The following is a 20,318-nucleotide window of genomic DNA, read 5'->3' as shown; positions in this document are numbered from 1 at the left end:
AATGAAAAAATTATTTCAAAAAAATAGCGAAACCGTTAATTTAAATCGTCGCTCGTTTATGATTGGCACTGCTAGCGCAGGCTTAGTCATGGCGTTTGCCCCTGCGTTATTTTCGGGTTCGCTCAGTGCAAAAGAATCAATTGCGCAACAGGCTTTTTCACCCACTATTTGGTGGACTATGAGCACCGACGGCGCCGTAGAAGTGAGTATTGCTAAAGCTGAAATGGGTCAACATATCGGTACTGCTCTTGCGCGTATTGTGGCTGATGAACTTGAATGTGATTGGGATAAAGTATCAATTACCTACGTAGATACTCATGAAAAATGGGGCTTTATGGTAACGGGTGGTTCATGGTCTGTATTTCAAAGCTTTAAGCCATTATCTCAAGCCGGCGCTGCGGGTCGAATTGCATTAATAGAAGCCGGAGCTAAAATGCTCGGCGTGCCTGCAGACAAATGTCGTGCTGAAAAGGGCTACATTATTGCAGGCGAAAAATCGGTTAGTTATGCTGACATAGTTAAAAAAGGCGAGTTTAATCGTACATTTACCAGTGATGAAGTTGCAAACCTTCCACTAAAACCTGCTAATAAACGTCATTTAACTGGGCTTAAACAAGACTTTAAAGCGCTTGATATACCAGCCAAAACAAATGGTACAGCAGTATATGGGATAGATGTAGAAGTTGAAGGCATGCTGTACGCGCGTCCAGTTATTCCACCAACTCGTTATGGCAGCACAGTAACAAACGTTGACGATAGTGCAGCAAAAGCAATTAAAGGTTACAAAGGCTATGAAATTTTAAATGACCCTAGTAACACAGTGCAAGGCTGGGTTGTTGTATTAGCTGATAGTTACCCAAGTGCCATTAAAGCAGTAGATGCTTTAAAGGTGAGTTACAAAAAGGGTGAGTCGGCAAATATATCTGAAGCTGATATTCAAAAAGAAGGTAAGCGATTATGCGAGCAACGCGACTCGGGTACTTTGTTTGTTGATGAAGGCGATATAAAGAAAACCCAAGCAGACGCTAGTGAGTCCTTAGAATCAATGTATACCACAGCGACAGCGAGCCATTATCAGCTAGAGCCATTAAACGCGGTTGCAGAGTTTAAAGACGGAAATTGGATTATTCATACAGGTAACCAATGGCAGTCACTTACGTTACCAGCGCTTGCTAAAGCACTCGATATAGAACAAAACAAAGTAATTATTCGTCCTTATTATTTAGGTGGTGGTTTTGGTCGTCGATTATTTGGTGATTGGACTGTACCTGCGGCTCTAACTGCAAAAGCAGTAGGTAAACCAGTAAAACTGGTATTTACACGGGCAGATGATAGTTTATTTGATCAGTCTCGCTCTGCATCTGCTGCAAAAATGACGGCGTCGTTTGATAAAAATGGTACCTTCACAGGAATGGAACATGCATTTGCCGCTGGTTGGCCTACTAAAGCTATGGCACCAGGGTTTTTATCACCGGGTGTTGATGGCAAAGGTAAATTTGATGCATTTTCGGCATCAGGCGCTGATCATTGGTACAGCATGAGCAGTCATCGTGCTCGCGCTATTAATAACGAAGTTGCACAAAGCACCTTTAATCCAGGTTGGTTACGCTCAGTAGGGCCAGGTTGGATTGCTTGGAGCCTTGAGTCGTTTATTGATGAAATTGCCCATAAGCAAGGTAAAGATCCAGTTCAATTTAGAATTGAAATGTTAGATGGTAAAGGCAAGCAAGCGGGTAAAGCACCTGAGAGCGTTGGCGGAGCACTGCGCTTACGTAATGTGCTTAAAACGGTGTCTGACAAAGTAGCTTCTGTAAAATTAGCGAAAGACGAAGGCATTGGTTTTTCTGTAAGCTCAGGGCAAGAACGTACCATGCCAGCATGGCTTGCAACCGCAGCGCATGTTCACGTTAACCGTGATAGTGGTAAAATAACGCTTAAAAAGCTTTATGTTGTTGTAGATGCGGGCTTAATAGTTCACCCAGATGGCGCACTGGCGCAAATTGAAGGGTCGTTACTATGGGGCAGCAGCCTTGCATTGCATGAATCAAATACGTATAAAGATGGGCAAGTATCTGCGACTAACTTTAATACTTATTTACCGCTAAGAATGCAAGATGTGCCAGATATGGACATCGAGTTTTTACAAAGCGATGAGTTTCCAGTTGGTTTAGGTGAGCCTGGCGTGATAGGAGTTGCTCCTGCTATTGGTAATGCAGTGTTTAATGCTGTAGGCGTGCGTTTACGTGACCTACCAATGAAGCCAAGCGAACTTAAAAAAGGCTTAGAAGCGTAAAACAAAAATAACTAAAGGGGTATGCTTTATGCTGCCCCTTTAAGTTATTAAATATATTTATGTAATTATTATTTATGTATCAATAGGTAGCGTTGTTTATAACAGTTTGCTTAATTAAACGATTAAGTATTATTGCAAATTGGAATTCGGTTGTTATTACGTGTTGATATTAGTTAAGGTTTATTTATGCTAATCGACCCAACAGGGCGAGAGTTTAGTTACTTACGTTTGTCTATTACGGATGTATGTAATTTTAAGTGTGTTTATTGTTTACCAGATGGTTATCAGGGCGGTTCCGACCGTGGCTTTCTCACAATTGATGAAATTAGCAATACGCTTAAAGCGTTTGCACACCATGGTATTGAAAAAGTAAGGATCACTGGCGGAGAGCCAACCCTTAGAAAAGACTTTATAGATGTTGTTCGCGCGGCAAAAGATGTTGCGGGCATAAAAAAAATTGCAATGACTACCAATGGTTTTTCTCTTCATAAGAATATTCATGACTGGGTAGATGCAGGCTTAAACGCCATTAATGTAAGCATTGATAGCTTAGATTCACGCATGTTTAACACCATTACTGGGCATGACAAATTTACCTCAGTAATGAAAGGTATTGATACTGCGCTTGAAACGGGTATTGATTCGGTAAAAATAAACAGCGTGCTGATGAAGCAATACAACGCAAAAGAGTTTGACACATTTTTAAATTGGGTTAAACACCGTCCCGTTACCATCCGCTTTATAGAATTGATGCAAACAAACGACAACAAAGCCTTTTTTGATGCTAACCATGTTTCTGGGCACGTTTTAAAAACTCAGTTATTACAAACGGGTTGGCAGCAAGTTGCGCGTACTGCATCAGCAGGTCCTGCTCAAGAGTTTGCTCATCCTGATTATCAAGGCAGAATTGGTTTAATAATGCCTTACAGTAACGACTTTTGTAGTACCTGTAATCGACTAAGGGTTACAGCAAAAGGGAATCTGCACTTGTGTTTGTTTTCTGAAGAGGGTATTTCGCTAAGAGAATATATGAACGACAGTTCGCATAGTGAATTAATGGCATTGTTATCTCGTTATATTAAAACTAAGAAGCCAACTCATCTTTTGCATCAAGGTAATACGGGCATCACCACTAATTTATCTATGTTAGGTGGTTAATTTTTAGAGCTAATTTGTAAACAAAAACATCAAACGTGTCCCTGAAATATCAATAAAAGGGTGTGTTTACATGGTTTTAGAGCAACAAAGCTTGTTAAATTGTATTTTCACGTTAAACTTACTTTTTATTTTTATTAAGTGATTAGAATGGATATCGCAGCCCTTAATAGCACTAAATCATTAAGAAAGGACGTTCTAAGAGGGATGTGCCTTTGCTTTGGTGTTTTATCGGTTGGATTTGCGGGATTTAATTTAACCGTAAATAACTTTCCATTGCTTGGCTATATCGAAATCTGTTTTTCCATTTATTGTATATTTACTTACATTACACTTATACGCCGCCCATTACAGTTTTGGCAATCCGTTGTAATGTGCGCACTTATCACATTCATCGTTATTTTGGGTACATCTTTGGCGTCGCCTCGTAACGGTGTGTATGTATGGTCGTTTGCATTACCTATTTTGTACTACCTACTATTGGGTAAACAATATGGTGTAATTTTCTCTGCAAATTTATTAGTGATCCAAGTGTTTATTTTAGGTAGTCAGTCTACTCTTGCCCCTTTTGAGACTTTTAACTTATCCCTTAATCTACTCTGTGCTTATTTAAGTATTTGGGCGATTTCTCACGTTTTTGAAGGGAGTCGTTCACACTTTTCAAGGCGACTTAAAAATTTAGCGTTACTTGACCCACTAACGGGGGCAGGCAATCGCCTTTCAATGAACCACTACTTTGAAGTAGAACTACAAGATAAATCACAGTTATATTTATTCTTACTTGATTTAGATTTTTTTAAACAAGTAAATGATGAGTATGGCCATGGTGTGGGTGACCAAGTGCTTATTGAAGTAGCAACTTTACTAAGAGTTATACTCGCTAGAGGGTATGTATTTAGAGTCGGCGGTGAGGAGTTTGCTTTATTTAGCTCTTTTGAAAATGATGAGGCCGCGCTGAAAGTCGCCGAACAAATAAGGGCACGTTTTGAAAGTACCACATTCGACATTGACGGCCTTGCAATCAATGTTACAACCAGTATTGGTGTCGCAAAATTTAAAAGTACCAATTCATTGGAAAGCTTTGTAAACCAAGCTGATAAACAGTTATACAAAGCAAAGCAATTTGGTCGCAATAAAGTGTATTGTAAATTTAAAAAAGAAAATGATTACCAGGCAGTCGTTGCGTAAGTCGTGCTACTTAGTACATTTGTTCAAAGTTAGGGATCCCGTTTTCCCAAATCGGTTTATCTTTTCCTAAATGCTCGCGTACAGCATCAAAAAATAATCGGGTTCTTACTGGTAAATCTCGATGCGGATATACGGCATACATCGCGCTAAATTCCATCAGTTTTACATCGGTCAATAAAGGCACTAACTTACCTTGTATTACTTCATCACCAATAATAAATGCAGGGGCGACAAAGTAAGTTGTACCCGACAATGTTTTCATTAACAATGACTCGGCATCATTAGCACGAAACACACTTTTTATTTTTTGCTCGCAGCGCTCACCTTTACTATCGTAATAATCAATTGCTTCTACTCGAATAGAATTACTGGCATAGCTTGCTGCTGGTAATTTCGCTAACTCTTCCATTGTTTTTGGCATACCATAAGTTTCAATAAACTGTGGCGCAGCTAAAATTAATAATCGATTACGCGCTATTTTACGTGCAATAAGTGACGAGTCTTTAGGCTCTCCTACACGAAAAGCCAAATCAAATCCTTCAGAGACTATGTCTACTAATCTATCGTCTAAACGCAGTTCAACTTCTACTTGCGGAAAGCGTTTTTGAAAATCATTAAGTACAGGTTGTAAATAACGACGACCAATAAGTGTTGATGAAGTAATTTTTAAAACGCCGCGCGGCTCTAAATGGTAGTTTTCAGCCATGCGCACGGTTTCGCCGAGCAGCTCTCTAAGCTCTGCGGCTTTTTTGATCATTTCGGCGCCTGCCGCAGTGAGCGAAAATGAACGGGTAGTACGGTTAAGTAACCTAACGCCTAACTCATCCTCTAAACGGCTAATTTGTTTAGATATAACAGAGCGATCTATGTTGCGTATTTCTGCAGCTTTAGCAAAAGAGCCTTGCTCAACTACTTCAAGTAACATTAAAAGTCGACTTGTTGTATCCATTATTACACCTTAACTAATCTATTGATGCCATTTTGGCATTAATGAATTTAAAAATCTATGGTTTTTACACACGGGTTTAATCCGTATTATGCGAGGCTAATCAACAATGGAGCGTCTTCATGAACAAACATCTAATTGCTGCTGCACTTACTGCGGCATCTTTAACACTTGCGGGTTGTGCTGATGAGAGCACAGCTCAATCAGCACCTGCACAGCAACTTCAACCAATTGATGTAGCACAGGTGCTTGTTAAGCCGGTACAGAGCTGGCACACATATACAACTCGTTTAGAGTCTCCACAAGAAGTTGCTTTAATGCCGCGTGTATCAGGAATCATCGATAGCATTGAATTTAAAGAAGGCGACGTGGTTAAGCAAGGCGATGTTTTATTTCAATTAGATGCTCGCCCATTTGCAGCGGTTGTTGCAAGCTTAAAAGCGCAAATTAAAAGTGCAGAAGCCGCACTTGAACAAGCTAAAAGTGAAGACAAACGTGCGGTACGCTTATTAGACCGTAAGGCAATCTCTACAGAGCAAGCACAAGCGCGCACTTCAACACTGCGCCAACGCGAAGCACAGCTTTCTGCACTGCAAGCACAACTTACCTCAGCAGAACTTGATTTAGAGTTTACGTCAGTAGTATCACCAATTGATGGCATTATTTCTCGCGCAAATATTACTAAAGGTAATAACGTACTTGCGGGTCAAAGCGTATTAACATCGATTGTTTCAAACCAAGCTATGTACGCTTATTTTGATGTTGATGAGCGCACATGGAATAGCTCTTTTAATGACGTTACTGCTGCGAGCCACCAAACTGTTGTAATGCAAAAAGTCGGTCAAAGTGATTTTGCATACAAAGGCTACATTAACTTTATTGATAACCAAATTAATTCATCAACGGGCACATTACGTGTACGTGCGGTATTTAATGAAGACAACAACCAATTACGCGCAGGCTCGTTTGCACGTATCAAGCTTGCAGCCAATTCTATTAGCGACGCTATTATTATCCCAGAACGTGCAATTGGTACTGACTTAAAAAATCGCTTTGTACTAACCGTTGGCGAAAACAACGTACTTGAATACAAACTAATTACTATTGGTGAACGTTACGGTGCATTACGTGCGGTTACTTCAGGCCTTAACGAAGGTGATGTAATTGCTGTAAATGGTCCTGCTCGCGTAGGTCCTGGTATGCCAATCTCTCCTCAAACAGTAACAATTGATACAAGCGGTGTGGCATTTACATTGTCAAATGACAACGCACAACTTGTGGCTAAGCAATAAGGTTTATTGATGAAATTTTCGCATTTCTTTATACAGCGCCCAATATTTGCGGCTATGCTGTCGTTGGTTATTTTAATTGCTGGTGGCATATCACTATTCCAATTACCAGTAAGTGAATACCCAGAAGTAGTTCCTCCAACAGTTGTTGTTACCGCCAACTACCCAGGTGCTAACCCTACCGTTATTGCGCAAACAGTGGCAACACCGCTGGAGCAAGAAATTAACGGTACTGAGAACATGTTATATATGTTTTCGCAAGGTACCAGTGATGGCCGTATGACACTAACGGTAACATTTGCGTTAGGTACCGATTTAGACCGTGCTCAAGTACAAGTACAAAACCGTGTAAACAGTGCACTTCCGCGTTTGCCAGAAGAAGTACAGCGTTTAGGTGTTGTGGCTGAAAAGTCATCACCCGATTTAACCATGGTAGTGCATTTGTATTCACCTGAAAAAACGCACGACACAGCTTACTTATCTAACTATGCTGATTTAAACATTAAAGATGAAATTGCGCGCTTACCAGGCGTAGGTGATATTCGCATGTTTGGTGCTGGCAAATACTCAATGCGAGTATGGCTAAACCCAGATGCACTTGCTGCACGCGAATTAACAGCAACAGATGTAGTAACAGCACTTCGTTCGCAAAACCAGCAAGTTGCTGCAGGTAGCTTAGGTGCGCAACCAATTTCAAACGACAGTCAATTTCAAATATTGTTAAACGTTAAAGGTCGTTTAAACAGTATTGAAGAATTTGAACAAGTTATTATTAAAGTAGGCGACGAAGGTCAGTTAACGCGTTTATCTGATATAGCCCGTGTTGATCTAGGTCAAGACACTTACGCACTGCGTGCAGAGCTTGATAATCAACCAGCACTTGCAATGCCAATATTCCAACGTCCAGGTTCAAACGCTATTGAGCTTTCTGATCAAGTACGCGAAACAATGGCGCGCTTATCTAAAGATTTCCCTACTGGTGTTGAATACGACATTGTGTACGACCCTACGGTATTCGTTCGCGGCTCAATTGACGCGGTAATTGCCACGTTGCTTGAAGCAATTGTACTGGTAGTTATTGTTGTTATTGTATTTTTACAAACGTGGCGAGCATCAATTATTCCGCTAATTGCTGTGCCTATTTCACTTATTGGTACATTTGCCGTAATGCAGTGGTTAGGTGTCTCAATTAATACCTTGTCGTTGTTTGGTTTAGTTTTGGCCATAGGTATTGTTGTAGATGATGCGATTGTAGTTGTTGAAAACGTAGAGCGTAATATCGAAAAAGGCTTATCGCCACTTGAAGCAACCCGCGTTGCAATGAGCGAAGTAACAGGCCCTATTATTGCCATTGCGCTAGTACTAAGTGCTGTATTTATTCCTACTGCGTTTATTACCGGTTTATCAGGTCAATTTTATAAGCAATTTGCACTTACAATTACAATTTCGACGATTATCTCAGCGTTTAACTCATTAACGTTATCGCCTGCGCTTGCTGCATTGTTATTAAAATCGCACGATGCAAAACCAGATGCCTTCACGCGTTTACTTAATAAATTGTTTGGTCGTTGGTTGTTTAAACCGTTTAACCGCGTATTTAATCGTGGTGCTAAAGGTTACGAAAAACTGGTACAAAAACTAATCCGTATGACCGTTGTTGTAATGGTGGCTTATATTGCACTTGTTGGCGGCACAATTAAGTTATTTGATACCGTACCAGGTGGCTTTATTCCACAGCAAGACAAACAGTATTTAGTGGCTATTGCGCAGTTACCTGACGCATCAAGCCTTGATCGTACTGAAGACGTACTTGCTCAAATGCAGCAAATTGCATTAGAAGTCCCAGGTGTTGCACATACTGTTGCTTTTCCTGGCTTATCAGTGAACGGTTTTACAAACAGCCCTAACAGCGGCATTGTATTTACACCACTTGAAAGCTTTGACAAACGTACCGATCCAAGCCAATCAGCGATGGCGATAGCGGCGCAGTTGAATAAACGTTTTGCTGCCATTGATGAGGCATTTGTAGCGGTATTTCCACCGCCGCCAATTCAAGGTTTGGGCACTACAGGTGGTTTTAAACTGCAAATAGAAGACAGAGCTAATAAAGGGTTTGAAGCACTATTTAATAGCCTGCAAGCCGTTATTGGTAAAGCGCAACAAGACCCTGCATTAATGGGTCTGTACTCAAGTTTCCGTATCCAAGTTCCACAAATGGATATTGATATTGACCGTGAGCAAGCGCTTATTCAAGGTATTCCACTTGATGAAGTATTTAATGCACTGCAAATTTACTTAGGCTCTGTGTACGTAAATGACTTTAATATGTTTGGCCGTACGTACCAAGTAAATGCACAGGCTGATGCTGACTACCGCTTAGACCCTGATCAAATACTTAATTTAAAAGTACGTAATCGCTCAGGTAATATGGTGCCATTAGGCTCTGTATTAACAGTAACACCAACAATTGGTCCTGACCGTGTTATGCATTACAACGGATACCCAAGTGCAGAACTAAATGGTAGCCCAGCGCCAGGTTATAGTTCTGATCAAGCACAAGTTGCTATTGAAAAAGTACTCGCAGACACACTACCAACAGGTATTGAATATGAGTGGACTGAAGTAACGTACCAACAAGTACTTGCTGGTAACACCATGGTTTATGTATTCCCGTTAGTTGTATTACTTGTATTTATGGTACTTGCAGCGCAGTACGAGAGCTTACGTTTACCACTGGCAATTATATTAATTGTACCAATGACTATTTTTTCAGCCTTGTTAGGTGTGTGGTTTGTTGGCTCTGACAACAACATATTCACCCAAATAGCGCTCATAGTTCTGGTCGCGTTGGCTTCTAAAAATGCGATATTGATGGTTGAGTTTGCAAAAGATAGACACGACTCAGGCTTATCGCACTTAGAGGCAATACTTGAGGCATGTCGTATGCGCTTGCGCCCAATATTAATGACGTCAATTGCATTTACAGCAGGTGTTGTACCGTTAGTACTTGCCACCGGTGCGGGCGCCGAAATGCGACACGCAATGGGTAACGCCGTATTCTCAGGCATGATAGGTGTAACCGTGTTTGGTCTATTATTCACGCCGGTATTTTATATGTTAGTGACTAACAAAAAAGAGAAAGCGCAGGAGAATACTCATGACTAAATTAATGCAAAAAAGACTTAAAACAAGTCTAACTGTCAGTGCGGTATTAGTCGCTGCGTTTTTAGCCGGGTGCGCGAGTAAAATAGACACCATGAGCGAGCAAAAAGCTGTTAACGAATTTGTTGCTAAAGCTAATATTGCTAGTAACGTTAGCGTTGCTGATGAAACAAACTGGTGGAAAAAGCTTAATTCTGATCAACTAAATGAGCTTGTTACTGGTGCGCTTGCAAATAACTATAATTTGCAAACAAGCCAGTTAACACTTAAAAGTGCATTAGCACGATTAGGAGAGCAAAAAGCCCAATACCTACCACAAGGTGGCGTAAATGTTGGCGCGGCTCGAAGCGATGCACCAAGCGTTTATGACCGTCAATCAAGTGCAAACGTTGCACTTGATTGGCAGCTAGATTTATTTGGTCGCATAACAGCGTTGGTTGATGCTGCAAATGCATCGGCCATGAGCCAAGCAGAGCAAGTACGCTTATTACAAATTGAAGTAGTATCGTCAGTTGTTAAAGGCTTTGTAAGTTATCAAGGCAATGTTGAAAAGCAACACATTGTTACACTTCAAATTGAAGCGCTTGAGCAAAGTATTGACGTTCTTCAAGCCCGTGTTGACGAAGGTGTTGCAAACGAGCTTGATTTAAACCGTACTATGGCGCAGCTTAGGCAGCAACAAGCACTAATGCCTGCCATTGAGTATGCAAAATACAGCGATTTATCTGCTCTTGCAGTACTAAGCGGTAAGCTAGCGCAAAATATTGCTATTGAAAACGAGCAAAGCGTGCTTGAACGTGACTTTAGCGTTGCACTAAAAAACGCTAATAATGCCATTGCCTTACGTCCTGATATTAGCCGTGCCCTGTTTGACTTTAGCCAAGCAAATAGTTTAAGTGTTGCAGCTAGCAAAGCGTTATTACCAGATATTAGCTTATCTGCATTTGCAGGGGTTGTGAGTATAGACAGCACAGGCTTAAAAAATACCGATCAGCAGTGGCAAGTAGCACCGCAGTTACAATGGTCGTTATTAAGCTACCCAGCATTATTAGCACAGCGCGACGCGCAGCAGTTTTTAAGTGAAGCCGCTTACAGCGATTATCAACAAGTGGTATTAACTGCACTAAGTGAAAGTGAACTTTCACTGCAATTGTTGGTCAATCAAGCACAGCAAAAACGCTTTGCCGATGAACGCTATGACTTTGCTAATAAAGCATTTTTACAAGCACAAGCAATGTATGAAGAAGGCCAAATTCCTTACCTTGAGTTGTTAGATGCGCGTCAGGATGTTTTAATAGCGCAAGAAAATGCTGTTGAAACAACAATTTCTTCACTGCTTGCCAAAGTAAATGCTTACCAGTCATTTAATGGCCAATGGAGTTATGCGTTAAACGACACTAATAAGTAGAGTTATATTGATGCCAAATACTGAAAATTTACATGAATACATTATCCCGCAAACGATGCGCGCTATTGTACTGCCAGAACCAAATGAAGCAATTAACTTAGCGGATGCTGAGCTGCCTGTTCCAGACTGTGCAGATAACGAGCTGCTTGTAAAAGTAGAGTACGTTGGTTTAAATCCAGTTGATGGTCAATTTGCTAAAACAGGCTTTTGTAAATGGCAGTATCCACACATTTTAGGCTTAGATGCTGTAGGTGTTGTGGTTAAAGCTAATAAAGGTGTGTTTCCAAATGTTGGCGAGCGGGTTATGTGGCATGCCAACATTGGTGAGCAAGGTGCTTTGAGCGAATACACCAAAGTACCTAACTTTGCAGTGTCGGTTGTGCCAAGCGGTTTAAATCCGGCCATTGCAGCAACACTTCCATGCGCCGGTATGGCAGCACTTATCAGCTTAGATAAAATAGGCATTAGTGAAGGCGATACTATTTTTATTGAAGGCGGAGCCGGAGCGGTAGGGCAGTTTGCTATTCAATATGCAAAACAGCGTGGTGCAGATGTATTTACCACTGCATCAAAGCGTAACCATAAATTGGTTAAGCAGCTAGGCGCTGATGTGGTTTTTGACTATAGCGATAAAAAGCTATGCGAAAAAATCCGCAGAGAACTTGGCCCGCAAGGCTTTGATGCGGTTATTGATACGATAGGTGGTGAGTGTACTCAGCGTAATATTGAGTTAATGCGTTTTTGCGGACGTATTGCCTGCTTAAATCCGCTACCTTGTTTTGATCAAGACTTAATGTATCACCGAGCGCCGAATATTAGCGTTGTATCGATTGGTGGTGCATGGCTTGCTAATAGTTTATGTGCACAACAACGCTTGAGCTTTATGGGCAACCTGTTACTTGAAGGAGCTGTTAGTGGCGACATTAAACACCCAGAAATAACGCCCGTAGATTTTAGTGCTGAGTCAGTATCGCAAGCGCTTAATAAACAACTTGCTGGTGGTTTTACCGGCAAGCAAATTGTTAAAGTTGCTAAGTGAAGCGCTTATACAATTTGATTTAAATTTAGGTAGTTTTAGTTAGATTAACTGATAATGTAGCCTCTACAAATTGAATAAAAACGTAGCCTATTTGTGCTGCGTTTTTTTATGCCCATCAAAAAATAGATACAGCGCTAGGGTCTGTTGATCTTTCAAGGTTGAATTTGCAGCAGTCTGTTTGGTATTTAGGCAAGGCAGAGCCTATGTAGTGTGGTTATTCCCCATAAATGGGCGATAACGTAGCATTAATGCCAAACAGGCGCTGCCCAAGGGGTTCTTCCTAGGGGCTATTTACTCTTTGTTGCTCGGTTTTTACTTAGCCCACTAGGTTACAAACCTCGCGCCGCGATTAAATAGCCCCTAGTTTGAACAAATTTTAATCCGCAAAGATCAACAGACCCTAGCGCTTTTGCTGTTTTATTCATCATTTTAGTCAAAATACTTTTTTTCAGCGTACAACTGTAAGCCTTTGTGTTTCAACAGTTTACGTTCAGGTAAAGAAAATAAATTGAAAAAACTGTTAATTAATTGAATAGAGTAATTGATCTAAACGATTTTTTATGACGTAATGTAGGTATTATTTAGCTGGTCGGATGAGTTCAATCATGAGTTTACGTACAAAACTAAAAAAAGTATTACCAAGTATTTCTATCACAGAACAAGAAGCGCTAGACGCGGGTGATGTATGGCTTGAAGGTTCTATCTACCAAGGTAAACCTGATTTCAGTGCACTTCGCGACGTACCTGCTGCTACATTAAGCGCAGACGAGCAAGCATTCTTAGACGGTCCAGTAAAAGAGTTATTGGGCATGATTGACGATTCAGTGATTCAAAACGGCATTCATTTACCAAATGACATCTTAGAATTTTTGAAAAAAGAGCGTTTTTTCTCGCTTATCATTCCTAAGTCGTTTGGTGGTTTAGAGTTTAGCCCTTATGCAAACTCTACCATTGTTGGCACAATTGCGACTAAAAGCTCAGCAGTTGCGGTAACCGTAATGGTTCCTAACTCGTTAGGCCCAGGTGAGTTATTACTTCACTTTGGTACGCAAGAACAACAAGCACATTACTTACCACGCCTAGCAAATGGTACAGACATTCCATGTTTTGCATTAACAAGCCCAGAAGCGGGTTCTGATGCAGGTGGTATTCCTGATGTTGGTAAAGTAACTAAAGGTATGTACAACGGCGAAGAAGTCCTTGGTTTAGAAATTACCTGGGACAAGCGCTACATTACGCTTGCACCTATTGCTACCGTACTTGGTTTAGCATTTAAAGTAGTTGACCCTGATGGTCTGCTAGGTGGTAAAGAAAACCTAGGCATTACCTGTGCACTTATTCCAAAAGAGCACCCAGGTGTAGAGCTTGGTAATCGCCACGACCCAATGGGTATTCGTTTTTACAACGGTACTACACGTGGTAACAAAGTATTTGTACCAATGGATTTTGTTATTGGTGGACAGAAAAACATCGGCCGTGGTTGGCAAATGCTGGTTAGCTGTTTAGGTGCTGGCCGTGGTATTTCATTACCTGCGCTAGGTGTTAGTACAGCACAAGTTGCATTTAAATCAGCATCTGAATACGCAGCAGTGCGTGAACAGTTTGGTTTAGCCATTGGTCAGTTTGAAGGTATTCAAGAAAAACTAGCCGACATTGCAGGTAAAACATACCTACAAGAAGCAATGCGCGTACTTACAACTGAAGGCTTAGGCATGGGTTTAAAACCATCAGTAGTAACCGCAATCGCTAAATACCATATGACAGAGCTTGGTCGCGACGTACTTGATTCAGCAATGGATATTCAAGCAGGTAAAGCGATTCAAAATGGTCCACAAAATACATTAGCAAGCGGTTATGTTGCACAGCCGATTGCCATTACGGTAGAAGGCGCGAACATTCTTACACGTAACCTAATGATCTTTGGTCAAGGTGTTATGCGTTGTCACCCATATTTACAATCTATGGTTGAGTCAATTCACAGTGAAGACAAAGGCGCAGATAAAGAATTTAACGGCATTTTGCGTAAAACAATCGGCTACAGCACAGCAAACAGCTTACGTGCTTTGCGCTTAGGTGTTTTACCATTTACAGCAAGTGCAAACTCTGATTTACCAGAAGTACGTGACTACGAAAAAGCAGTACATAAACTATCTGCAAAACTTGCAGTGTACGCAGACTTTTCGTTACTTGTACTTGGCGGTAAGTTAAAACAAGCAGAAATGCTATCGGCACGTTTAGGCGATGTAATGAGCTTCTTATATGCAGCTATGGCATCAATTAAATACTACGAGCAAAAAGTATCAAGTAGTGACCGTGAGCAAGCAGCGCCGTATTTCCATTACGCGACTCGTTTTGCACTACAAAGTGCTGAAGAAGCATTGCATAAGTTTTTAGATAACTTCCCTGCAAGCGGTACACGTAAGTTTATCCGTTTCATTACAATGAACTACTCAACTAAAATGCCAAAAATTAGCGACGATTTAATCCGCGAACTAGCTAAGCAAGCTCAGCTAGATACCGCATTTAAAGCGCAAATCACGCATTTAGTTAAACCAGTAGTGGGCGATGGCCATCATATTAATGAGCAAGCTTACAAAGCTAAAATGGCATCACTTGGCGAGCTGGCTAAAGTTAAAAAAGCATTACGTGCTAAAGTAATTAAGCCAGGTGCACGTTTTAACATTACACTTGATAACGCATTAGCGGCAAATGTAATCACGCAAGCTGAGCACGTTCAGTTAATTGATTACAACATCAAACGTGAAAAGGCGATTCGTGTAGATGAGTTCGATTTTGATATGAACATACTAGACGATAACGCACAGCCAATTAACCCGCTTAAAAGCGTAGTTAATCAGTAAGTTAAAGTAATTAAATTCAATGATGCAAAGCGCCCGCAGTATCGGCGCTTTTATTGTTGATTAAAAAATTAGTGTGGAGCCCCGTTTGTGTAAAAACAAGCGGGGCTTTTTTATGTTTTTTAAAAGTAGAAATAGATGGCGGTATTGGTCTTAAAGCGAATATGTATGCGTAGAGGATTAAAAAGAGACGCTTATAATCTTGAAAAAGGGCTAACAACCCCGTTAGCACCTTGCTGTAGTACATGGGTATAAATTTGTGTAGTTTTAACATCAGAATGGCCAAGCTGAGCTTGAACAGTTCTTATATCGGCGCCACTTTGCAGTAGATGAGTAGCAAAAGAGTGTCTCAATGTATGAGGTGTTATTATTTTTGTTAACCCTGATTTTTGGACGGCTTTTTTAATCTCTTTTCTAATACAAGAGTGATGAAAATGATGTCGCCTTATTTCACCACTTTGAGGATCTGAACTTAATATATGAGAAGGAAATAAATATTGCCACGCAAGCGATTTTGCGGCACTTGGATATTTTTTTGTTAAAGCATATGGCATCCATACGCCAGAATATTCCGTATTATTTAAATCCAGTTTTAAATAGTCATCAACGTTCAAAATTTGATTTCTCAGCATAGGAATTAGCTCTGTGGCCAGCGTAACAATGCGGTGTTTATTACCTTTTCCATTCCATACTTGAATGCATTTATAATCAAAATCAATATCTTTTACTCTTAATTGCACCGCTTCCATTACTCTTAAGCCACTTCCATACATAAGGGCTGCAATTAAATAATAGCGCTTATTTAAATGAGCCATCAACATTTTAACTTCCTCTGGGGTCATCACTACAGGGAGCTTTGCTTGTTTTTTACTACGGGCAAAATTTAAATTTAATGAGAGTTCTTTTTTTATTATGTGCTTGTATAAAAATGACAATGAATTGAGTGCGGTGGCTTGCGTACGTGGTGCAACGTTTTGCTTTAACACTAAATGTTCTAAGTAGCGTTCGACTTCATTGTCCCCCATTGAGGCGGGATGTCGTTTATTATGAAAATGGATATAAGATGCAATCCATCTTAGGTAGGTATCTACGGTGCGTAATGAATACTGACGTACCAACATATAATCGGCTATATAATTTAAAAATGGGGAACGTGTTTTCATACTATTACCAATAATGGCGCTGTTTTTATATACAGTATAGTTGTGATGCACACATATTCAAGAAAATGAGCGGCGAGCGCATTTTCTCTTTTATTGAGAGTTTGAATGCTAATAAAAATTATATATAGCAATGTGTTAAGTTATTTGGTAAAAATGATTTATAAAATACATGAGCGTATCGTTGGCAGAAATATGCGCGATGAGCGCACTATTAAATTGTTATATTTTCAGGAAAGTTTCGAGTATGCGTTTAGCTTTTATACTGTATTTCTTTTGTTTTTTCTCTCATGCAACAACTTGTATGATTTCAGAAAAACAAATGAGCGATTGGAATTTAGAATACTCAAACCTTTTTGAGGTGAATAAAAATCTAGACCAAGGCTCATACAGCATCATTGTTACGATACCAAAAGAAATCAAAAGTAAAGAATTTGATAATGTGGCTATTTTTAAAGGTAGCTTAGAAAATCCAAGTTTCTTTGCTACTTTAAAGTCTTTTGAAGATGAAGGTGATACCAAGGTTTGGTTTACAGCTAAATCGAGTGAAAATGAGATTTATTATTTAAATTTTGGCTATGGTGAGAGTTGCGGGATTTCAGTAACCTTAACAATTTCAGTGGATTGAAAATATAACAAGTCATTCAAGTAGGACAAAAAACAGTTGGTTTTTGCTCCTGCGTCGCTTATTTTAACCAACTGTTTTTTGCCTCTTAATGAAGCGTTATATTTTCAGGAAAGTTTCGAGTATGCGTTTAGCTTTTATACTGTATTTCTTTTGTTTTTTCTCTCATGCAACAACTTGTATGATTTCAGAAAAACAAATGAGCGATTGGAATTTAGAATACTCAAACCTTTTTGAGGTGAATAAAAATCTAGACCAAGGCTCATACAGCATCATTGTTACGATACCAAAAGAAATCAAAAGTAAAGAATTTGATAATGTGGCTATTTTTAAAGGTAGCTTAGAAAATCCAAGTTTCTTTGCTACTTTAAAGTCTTTTGAAGATGAAGGTGATACCAAGGTTTGGTTTACAGCTAAATCGAGTGAAAATGAGATTTATTATTTAAATTTTGGCTATGGTGAGAGTTGCGGGATTTCAGTAACCTTAACAATTTCAGTGGATTGAAAATATAACAACACGCCCTGAGGTGGACAGCAAGCGCTAAAGCTCACTTTCCACCGCAAATTTTAACAGCGGTGATCCCTTACTTTTCAATGCGGTTAAGTAAGTTGATTCATCGTAGGGCGTATGTGTTTTCCAGCACCTAAATAGGATTCGTATCCACTTAAATGCCAATGATCTGATGATGGTATTATGAGGTTTTCCTTTGGCTTCTTGCTGCCGATAATATGCTTTAGCCCAAAATGAATAACGCACAGATAATCCAGCCCATTCCACAAACGTTTGCCTTAAAAACTTAGTGCATGAGTACCGCCAGTGTATCCATTCTTTCTTGCCACTGCGTTCGGTTACTGGAGCAATGCCTGCGTATTTTTGTATGTCAGCGGCGCACTTATAGCGCTCACGATTTGACCCCATAGCGGCTAATAGTCGAGGTGCTAATTGTGGGCCTGCACCTGGTAAACTATCAAAAATAGCGCGATCTGCATGTTGCTTATAAAGTGTTTTAATTTCGTCATCAAATCGTGTTATTGCCAACATCAGCTGTTTAAGTTGCGGAACGAGGCATTCAATAAGCAATAAGTTTGGCGTGATCACCGCCATATCATCGGTGAGAATTTCAGCATCCTTTATTTCTTTTATCCGCTTTTCATTAACGAGTGGGTAGCGGGAATTATGTTGATTAAAGAAGTCGAGTAGTGTTTGTTTTCTCGCTTTTTTAGCGTGAGTAAGAGAGGGCCAACGCAGTAAAAAGTCACAGAATATTTGAGTGTCTTTTTCTTTAAACCAATCAATCACGTGGGGATAATAATTTTTTAGCGTTGTAGCTATTTTATTGGTTAAATTAACACGATCTTGTACTAATTTACGGCGATATTCGACAAGCTGCGCAAGACACCTAACGTCTTCTGAGTCAGGTCTAATAACCGTTAATTTATCCATATGAAGTTGTAAAATTTCAACTTGAATAATCGCATCAGTAGGATCATCTTTAGCCCCGCTGTGCGTAAATGCTGCACGGTATTTAGCAACACTTGATGGGTTAATCACAAATAATACAATGTGCTTAAATTTACTGAGTGCATATATAAGTGGGCCTTTTTTTAGCTCACACGCGACAGCAACAGGTCTGCCGTTGTAGCGTTGTTTTAACTCAAGCGCCCATGCATTGATTGACTTAGGTTCAGAGGAAATCACACTTAAAAGTTGTGTATTTGTGTCGCGATTTATTTCACAAATATCGTGTTTACGGTCGGCCCAATCGATCCCGATAAGGGCAGCAAAATCTGAGACGTTAAAGGCTTCCATTTTGGGCCTCCTAGAGGTAAAGTGAAAGAATAGATAGAGGCTAATAGTGTTTCTCGCAGGTCTTATAGATAGTCGGCATTACGACAATCCCTGAGTATGCGTATTGAAACAAATTACTCCTGTTGATCCGAAAGTCTTGTTACAAACATTAATTGTTTCCGCTCAAATATTCGTAATCAACAGAAGCATATTCCATGTATTAATGAGATAGGTAAATACATTAATTAATGGAACGGAGTAACTATAAGCTACCTAATTATGTATAGTGCCCCACGGCTTAACTTATTTCTTTTTCATTCCTTGTACTGCTTTAAAGCGTGGGTTGTTTTTACAAATTACAAATACACGACCTTTGCGTTTTACAATTTGACACCCCGGGCGTTGCTTCGCACTTTTTAGAGAACTTAATACTTTCATATCTTTTCCTTTTTAACAGTCGATAAATTTTTAAAACGACGGTTAAACTGCGCAACACGGCCATCTGTAGCAACAGTTTTTTGCTTGCCTGTATAAAATGGATGTGAGTCACTTGATACGTCAATAGGTACATATGGATAAGTATTACCGTCTATTTCTACTGTGCGGCTTGTTTTAATGGTTGAGCCAATAATAAAGTAAGAATCGGCAGCAGTATCGTGAAAAGCAACCACTTGGTAATCAGGATGAATATTTGGTTTCATAATACGCCTCAATAAGTGATATGTGATAATGTATCATTTTAATTTAACGTATTTATTCTCTCATTGCAAATTATTTAAATGCTCCCCAAAAGGGGCGTAATTGCTGGCTATTTGTGCAAACAAATCAAAAAATAAGCACTTGAATTAAAAATGCTGGCTATTGGCGTTTAGGCTGTTATAACTATATTTAAGAGTTAAAACGTTAACAAATACGGTTATAAAGTTATTACAGAGGTTATGTATGAGTGACGCAACACAAGAACAAGAACAAATTGACCAAGGGGTGATGGAAACCCTAAGAGAGCGCGACCACAGTACCTTGGCGCAACAAGTAAATCCGTTAACCTGCAACCACAATGATATTGTAGAGTTACTAGCAAGGTATATGGCACTTAGTGAGCAAGAAGATGATGAGCTGTTTGATACTTGGTTTGATAACCTAACTAAAGAGCAACATACTGTTTTAAAAGTATTTGAAGTTTACCGTGGACAATATGAGCACCAAAATTAAAGTGTTTATTTTTGTAAGTATGCCAAATCCAGTGGTTATTTAAATAAAACTAAATAGCCACTACTACTTTTTAACTAGAAAGTAGTAATGTTGTATCAACCACTACTCCCACCTGTTTTCATCATAATTTTTTGCGGATTTAATCTTATCTTTATTTAGGTACGACTTACTGATATTCATAAGTATTTATTGCT

At 39.7% G+C, this 20,318-nt stretch carries 16 protein-coding genes; 11 read left to right on the top strand and 5 right to left on the bottom strand.

Annotation, left to right across the window (positions count from 1 at the left end; genetic code table 11):
* Nucleotide 1 precedes the first annotated feature (1 nt).
* The 3 genes from RB214_RS20165 to RB214_RS20155 all read left to right on the top strand — a co-directional run bounded on the left by RB214_RS20165 (nucleotide 2) and on the right by RB214_RS20155 (nucleotide 4,636).
* On the top strand, nucleotides 2-2,293 hold the full coding sequence (locus RB214_RS20165; protein WP_294122579.1) for a xanthine dehydrogenase family protein molybdopterin-binding subunit: 2,292 nt from the start codon (nucleotides 2-4) through the stop codon (nucleotides 2,291-2,293).
* Between the two features lie 186 nt (nucleotides 2,294-2,479).
* Complete coding sequence (gene moaA / locus RB214_RS20160; RefSeq protein WP_294122578.1) at nucleotides 2,480-3,451, top strand: GTP 3',8-cyclase MoaA; 972 nt, start codon at nucleotides 2,480-2,482, stop codon at nucleotides 3,449-3,451.
* Between the two features lie 147 nt (nucleotides 3,452-3,598).
* Nucleotides 3,599-4,636, top strand: coding sequence for a GGDEF domain-containing protein (locus tag RB214_RS20155; RefSeq protein WP_309169237.1), 1,038 nt, complete (start codon nucleotides 3,599-3,601; stop codon nucleotides 4,634-4,636).
* 10 nt (nucleotides 4,637-4,646) lie between these two features.
* Here RB214_RS20155 and RB214_RS20150 read toward each other — a convergent pair whose 3' ends face one another.
* The gene (locus tag RB214_RS20150; RefSeq protein ID WP_309169236.1) at nucleotides 4,647-5,585 is read right to left on the bottom strand and encodes a LysR family transcriptional regulator; all 939 of its coding nucleotides are present in this window, start codon (nucleotides 5,583-5,585) and stop codon (nucleotides 4,647-4,649) included.
* Between the two features lie 119 nt (nucleotides 5,586-5,704).
* Between RB214_RS20150 and RB214_RS20145 the strand changes: the two genes are divergently transcribed.
* The 5 genes from RB214_RS20145 to RB214_RS20125 all read left to right on the top strand — a co-directional run bounded on the left by RB214_RS20145 (nucleotide 5,705) and on the right by RB214_RS20125 (nucleotide 15,341).
* Nucleotides 5,705-6,874 carry an efflux RND transporter periplasmic adaptor subunit gene (locus RB214_RS20145; protein WP_002958689.1) on the top strand — a complete coding sequence of 390 codons (1,170 nt, stop codon included), beginning with the start codon at nucleotides 5,705-5,707 and terminating at the stop codon, nucleotides 6,872-6,874.
* A gap of 9 nt (nucleotides 6,875-6,883) precedes the next feature.
* Nucleotides 6,884-10,036 carry an efflux RND transporter permease subunit gene (locus RB214_RS20140; RefSeq protein ID WP_002958688.1) on the top strand — a complete coding sequence of 1,051 codons (3,153 nt, stop codon included), beginning with the start codon at nucleotides 6,884-6,886 and terminating at the stop codon, nucleotides 10,034-10,036.
* Entirely contained in the window at nucleotides 10,029-11,441 is a 1,413-nt protein-coding gene (locus RB214_RS20135; protein WP_309169235.1) for a TolC family protein, read from the top strand. The genes RB214_RS20140 and RB214_RS20135 overlap by 8 nt, the downstream gene beginning before the upstream one ends.
* Nucleotides 11,442-11,451: 10 nt before the next feature.
* Nucleotides 11,452-12,480, top strand: coding sequence for a zinc-binding dehydrogenase (locus tag RB214_RS20130; RefSeq protein WP_309169234.1), 1,029 nt, complete (start codon nucleotides 11,452-11,454; stop codon nucleotides 12,478-12,480).
* A 605-nt stretch (nucleotides 12,481-13,085) separates the two neighbouring features.
* Nucleotides 13,086-15,341, top strand: a complete 2,256-nt coding sequence (locus RB214_RS20125; RefSeq protein ID WP_294119038.1) for an acyl-CoA dehydrogenase — start codon at nucleotides 13,086-13,088, stop codon at nucleotides 15,339-15,341.
* 191 nt (nucleotides 15,342-15,532) lie between these two features.
* Here the strand turns inward: RB214_RS20125 and RB214_RS20120 are convergent, their stop codons facing one another.
* Nucleotides 15,533-16,501, bottom strand: coding sequence for an integron integrase (locus tag RB214_RS20120; protein ID WP_182737534.1), 969 nt, complete (start codon nucleotides 16,499-16,501; stop codon nucleotides 15,533-15,535).
* A 301-nt stretch (nucleotides 16,502-16,802) separates the two neighbouring features.
* Between RB214_RS20120 and RB214_RS20115 the strand changes: the two genes are divergently transcribed.
* Both RB214_RS20115 and RB214_RS20110 read left to right on the top strand, forming a co-directional pair.
* Nucleotides 16,803-17,126, top strand: coding sequence for a hypothetical protein (locus tag RB214_RS20115; protein ID WP_309169233.1), 324 nt, complete (start codon nucleotides 16,803-16,805; stop codon nucleotides 17,124-17,126).
* Between the two features lie 178 nt (nucleotides 17,127-17,304).
* Nucleotides 17,305-17,628 (top strand): hypothetical protein, encoded by a 324-nt coding sequence (locus RB214_RS20110; RefSeq protein ID WP_309169233.1) that lies wholly within the window; start codon nucleotides 17,305-17,307, stop codon nucleotides 17,626-17,628.
* A gap of 36 nt (nucleotides 17,629-17,664) precedes the next feature.
* Here the strand turns inward: RB214_RS20110 and RB214_RS20105 are convergent, their stop codons facing one another.
* From RB214_RS20105 to RB214_RS20095, 3 genes are all read right to left on the bottom strand, one after another.
* Nucleotides 17,665-18,933 carry an IS110 family transposase gene (locus RB214_RS20105; RefSeq protein ID WP_002963310.1) on the bottom strand — a complete coding sequence of 423 codons (1,269 nt, stop codon included), beginning with the start codon at nucleotides 18,931-18,933 and terminating at the stop codon, nucleotides 17,665-17,667.
* A gap of 282 nt (nucleotides 18,934-19,215) precedes the next feature.
* Nucleotides 19,216-19,350 (bottom strand): type B 50S ribosomal protein L36, encoded by a 135-nt coding sequence (gene ykgO, locus RB214_RS20100; RefSeq protein WP_002958669.1) that lies wholly within the window; start codon nucleotides 19,348-19,350, stop codon nucleotides 19,216-19,218.
* Nucleotides 19,347-19,613 carry a type B 50S ribosomal protein L31 gene (locus RB214_RS20095; RefSeq protein WP_002958668.1) on the bottom strand — a complete coding sequence of 89 codons (267 nt, stop codon included), beginning with the start codon at nucleotides 19,611-19,613 and terminating at the stop codon, nucleotides 19,347-19,349. The genes ykgO and RB214_RS20095 overlap by 4 nt, the downstream gene beginning before the upstream one ends.
* Nucleotides 19,614-19,854: 241 nt before the next feature.
* On the opposite strand from RB214_RS20095, the gene RB214_RS20090 reads away from it, so the two are divergent.
* Nucleotides 19,855-20,124, top strand: a complete 270-nt coding sequence (locus RB214_RS20090) for a hypothetical protein (protein ID WP_002958667.1) — start codon at nucleotides 19,855-19,857, stop codon at nucleotides 20,122-20,124.
* The last annotated feature ends 194 nt before the right edge of the window (nucleotides 20,125-20,318 follow it).

The organism is Pseudoalteromonas sp. HL-AS1, from assembly GCF_031198785.1.
GTDB classification, from domain to species: Bacteria; Pseudomonadota; Gammaproteobacteria; order Enterobacterales; family Alteromonadaceae; genus Pseudoalteromonas; species Pseudoalteromonas distincta.
The sequence above is the reverse complement of the archived record's forward strand: the minus strand, read 5'-3'. Positions and strand labels throughout refer to the sequence as shown.

Bases quoted from the DNA above. Each gene is read 5' to 3' on its own strand.
- RB214_RS20120 (WP_182737534.1), bottom strand. From the start codon at position 16,501: ATGAAAACACGTTCCCCATTTTTAAATTATATAGCCGATTATATGTTG.
- RB214_RS20135 (WP_309169235.1), top strand. From the start codon at position 10,029: ATGACTAAATTAATGCAAAAAAGACTTAAAACAAGTCTAACTGTCAGT.
- RB214_RS20095 (WP_002958668.1), bottom strand. From the start codon at position 19,613: ATGAAACCAAATATTCATCCTGATTACCAAGTGGTTGCTTTTCACGAT.
- RB214_RS20145 (WP_002958689.1), top strand. From the start codon at position 5,705: ATGAACAAACATCTAATTGCTGCTGCACTTACTGCGGCATCTTTAACA.
- RB214_RS20090 (WP_002958667.1), top strand. From the start codon at position 19,855: ATGAGTGACGCAACACAAGAACAAGAACAAATTGACCAAGGGGTGATG.
- RB214_RS20150 (WP_309169236.1), bottom strand. From the start codon at position 5,585: ATGGATACAACAAGTCGACTTTTAATGTTACTTGAAGTAGTTGAGCAA.
- RB214_RS20105 (WP_002963310.1), bottom strand. From the start codon at position 18,933: ATGGAAGCCTTTAACGTCTCAGATTTTGCTGCCCTTATCGGGATCGAT.
- RB214_RS20155 (WP_309169237.1), top strand. From the start codon at position 3,599: ATGGATATCGCAGCCCTTAATAGCACTAAATCATTAAGAAAGGACGTT.
- RB214_RS20140 (WP_002958688.1), top strand. From the start codon at position 6,884: ATGAAATTTTCGCATTTCTTTATACAGCGCCCAATATTTGCGGCTATG.
- RB214_RS20115 (WP_309169233.1), top strand. From the start codon at position 16,803: ATGATTTCAGAAAAACAAATGAGCGATTGGAATTTAGAATACTCAAAC.
- RB214_RS20125 (WP_294119038.1), top strand. From the start codon at position 13,086: ATGAGTTTACGTACAAAACTAAAAAAAGTATTACCAAGTATTTCTATC.
- ykgO (WP_002958669.1), bottom strand. From the start codon at position 19,350: ATGAAAGTATTAAGTTCTCTAAAAAGTGCGAAGCAACGCCCGGGGTGT.
- RB214_RS20110 (WP_309169233.1), top strand. From the start codon at position 17,305: ATGATTTCAGAAAAACAAATGAGCGATTGGAATTTAGAATACTCAAAC.
- RB214_RS20130 (WP_309169234.1), top strand. From the start codon at position 11,452: ATGCCAAATACTGAAAATTTACATGAATACATTATCCCGCAAACGATG.
- RB214_RS20165 (WP_294122579.1), top strand. From the start codon at position 2: ATGAAAAAATTATTTCAAAAAAATAGCGAAACCGTTAATTTAAATCGT.
- moaA (WP_294122578.1), top strand. From the start codon at position 2,480: ATGCTAATCGACCCAACAGGGCGAGAGTTTAGTTACTTACGTTTGTCT.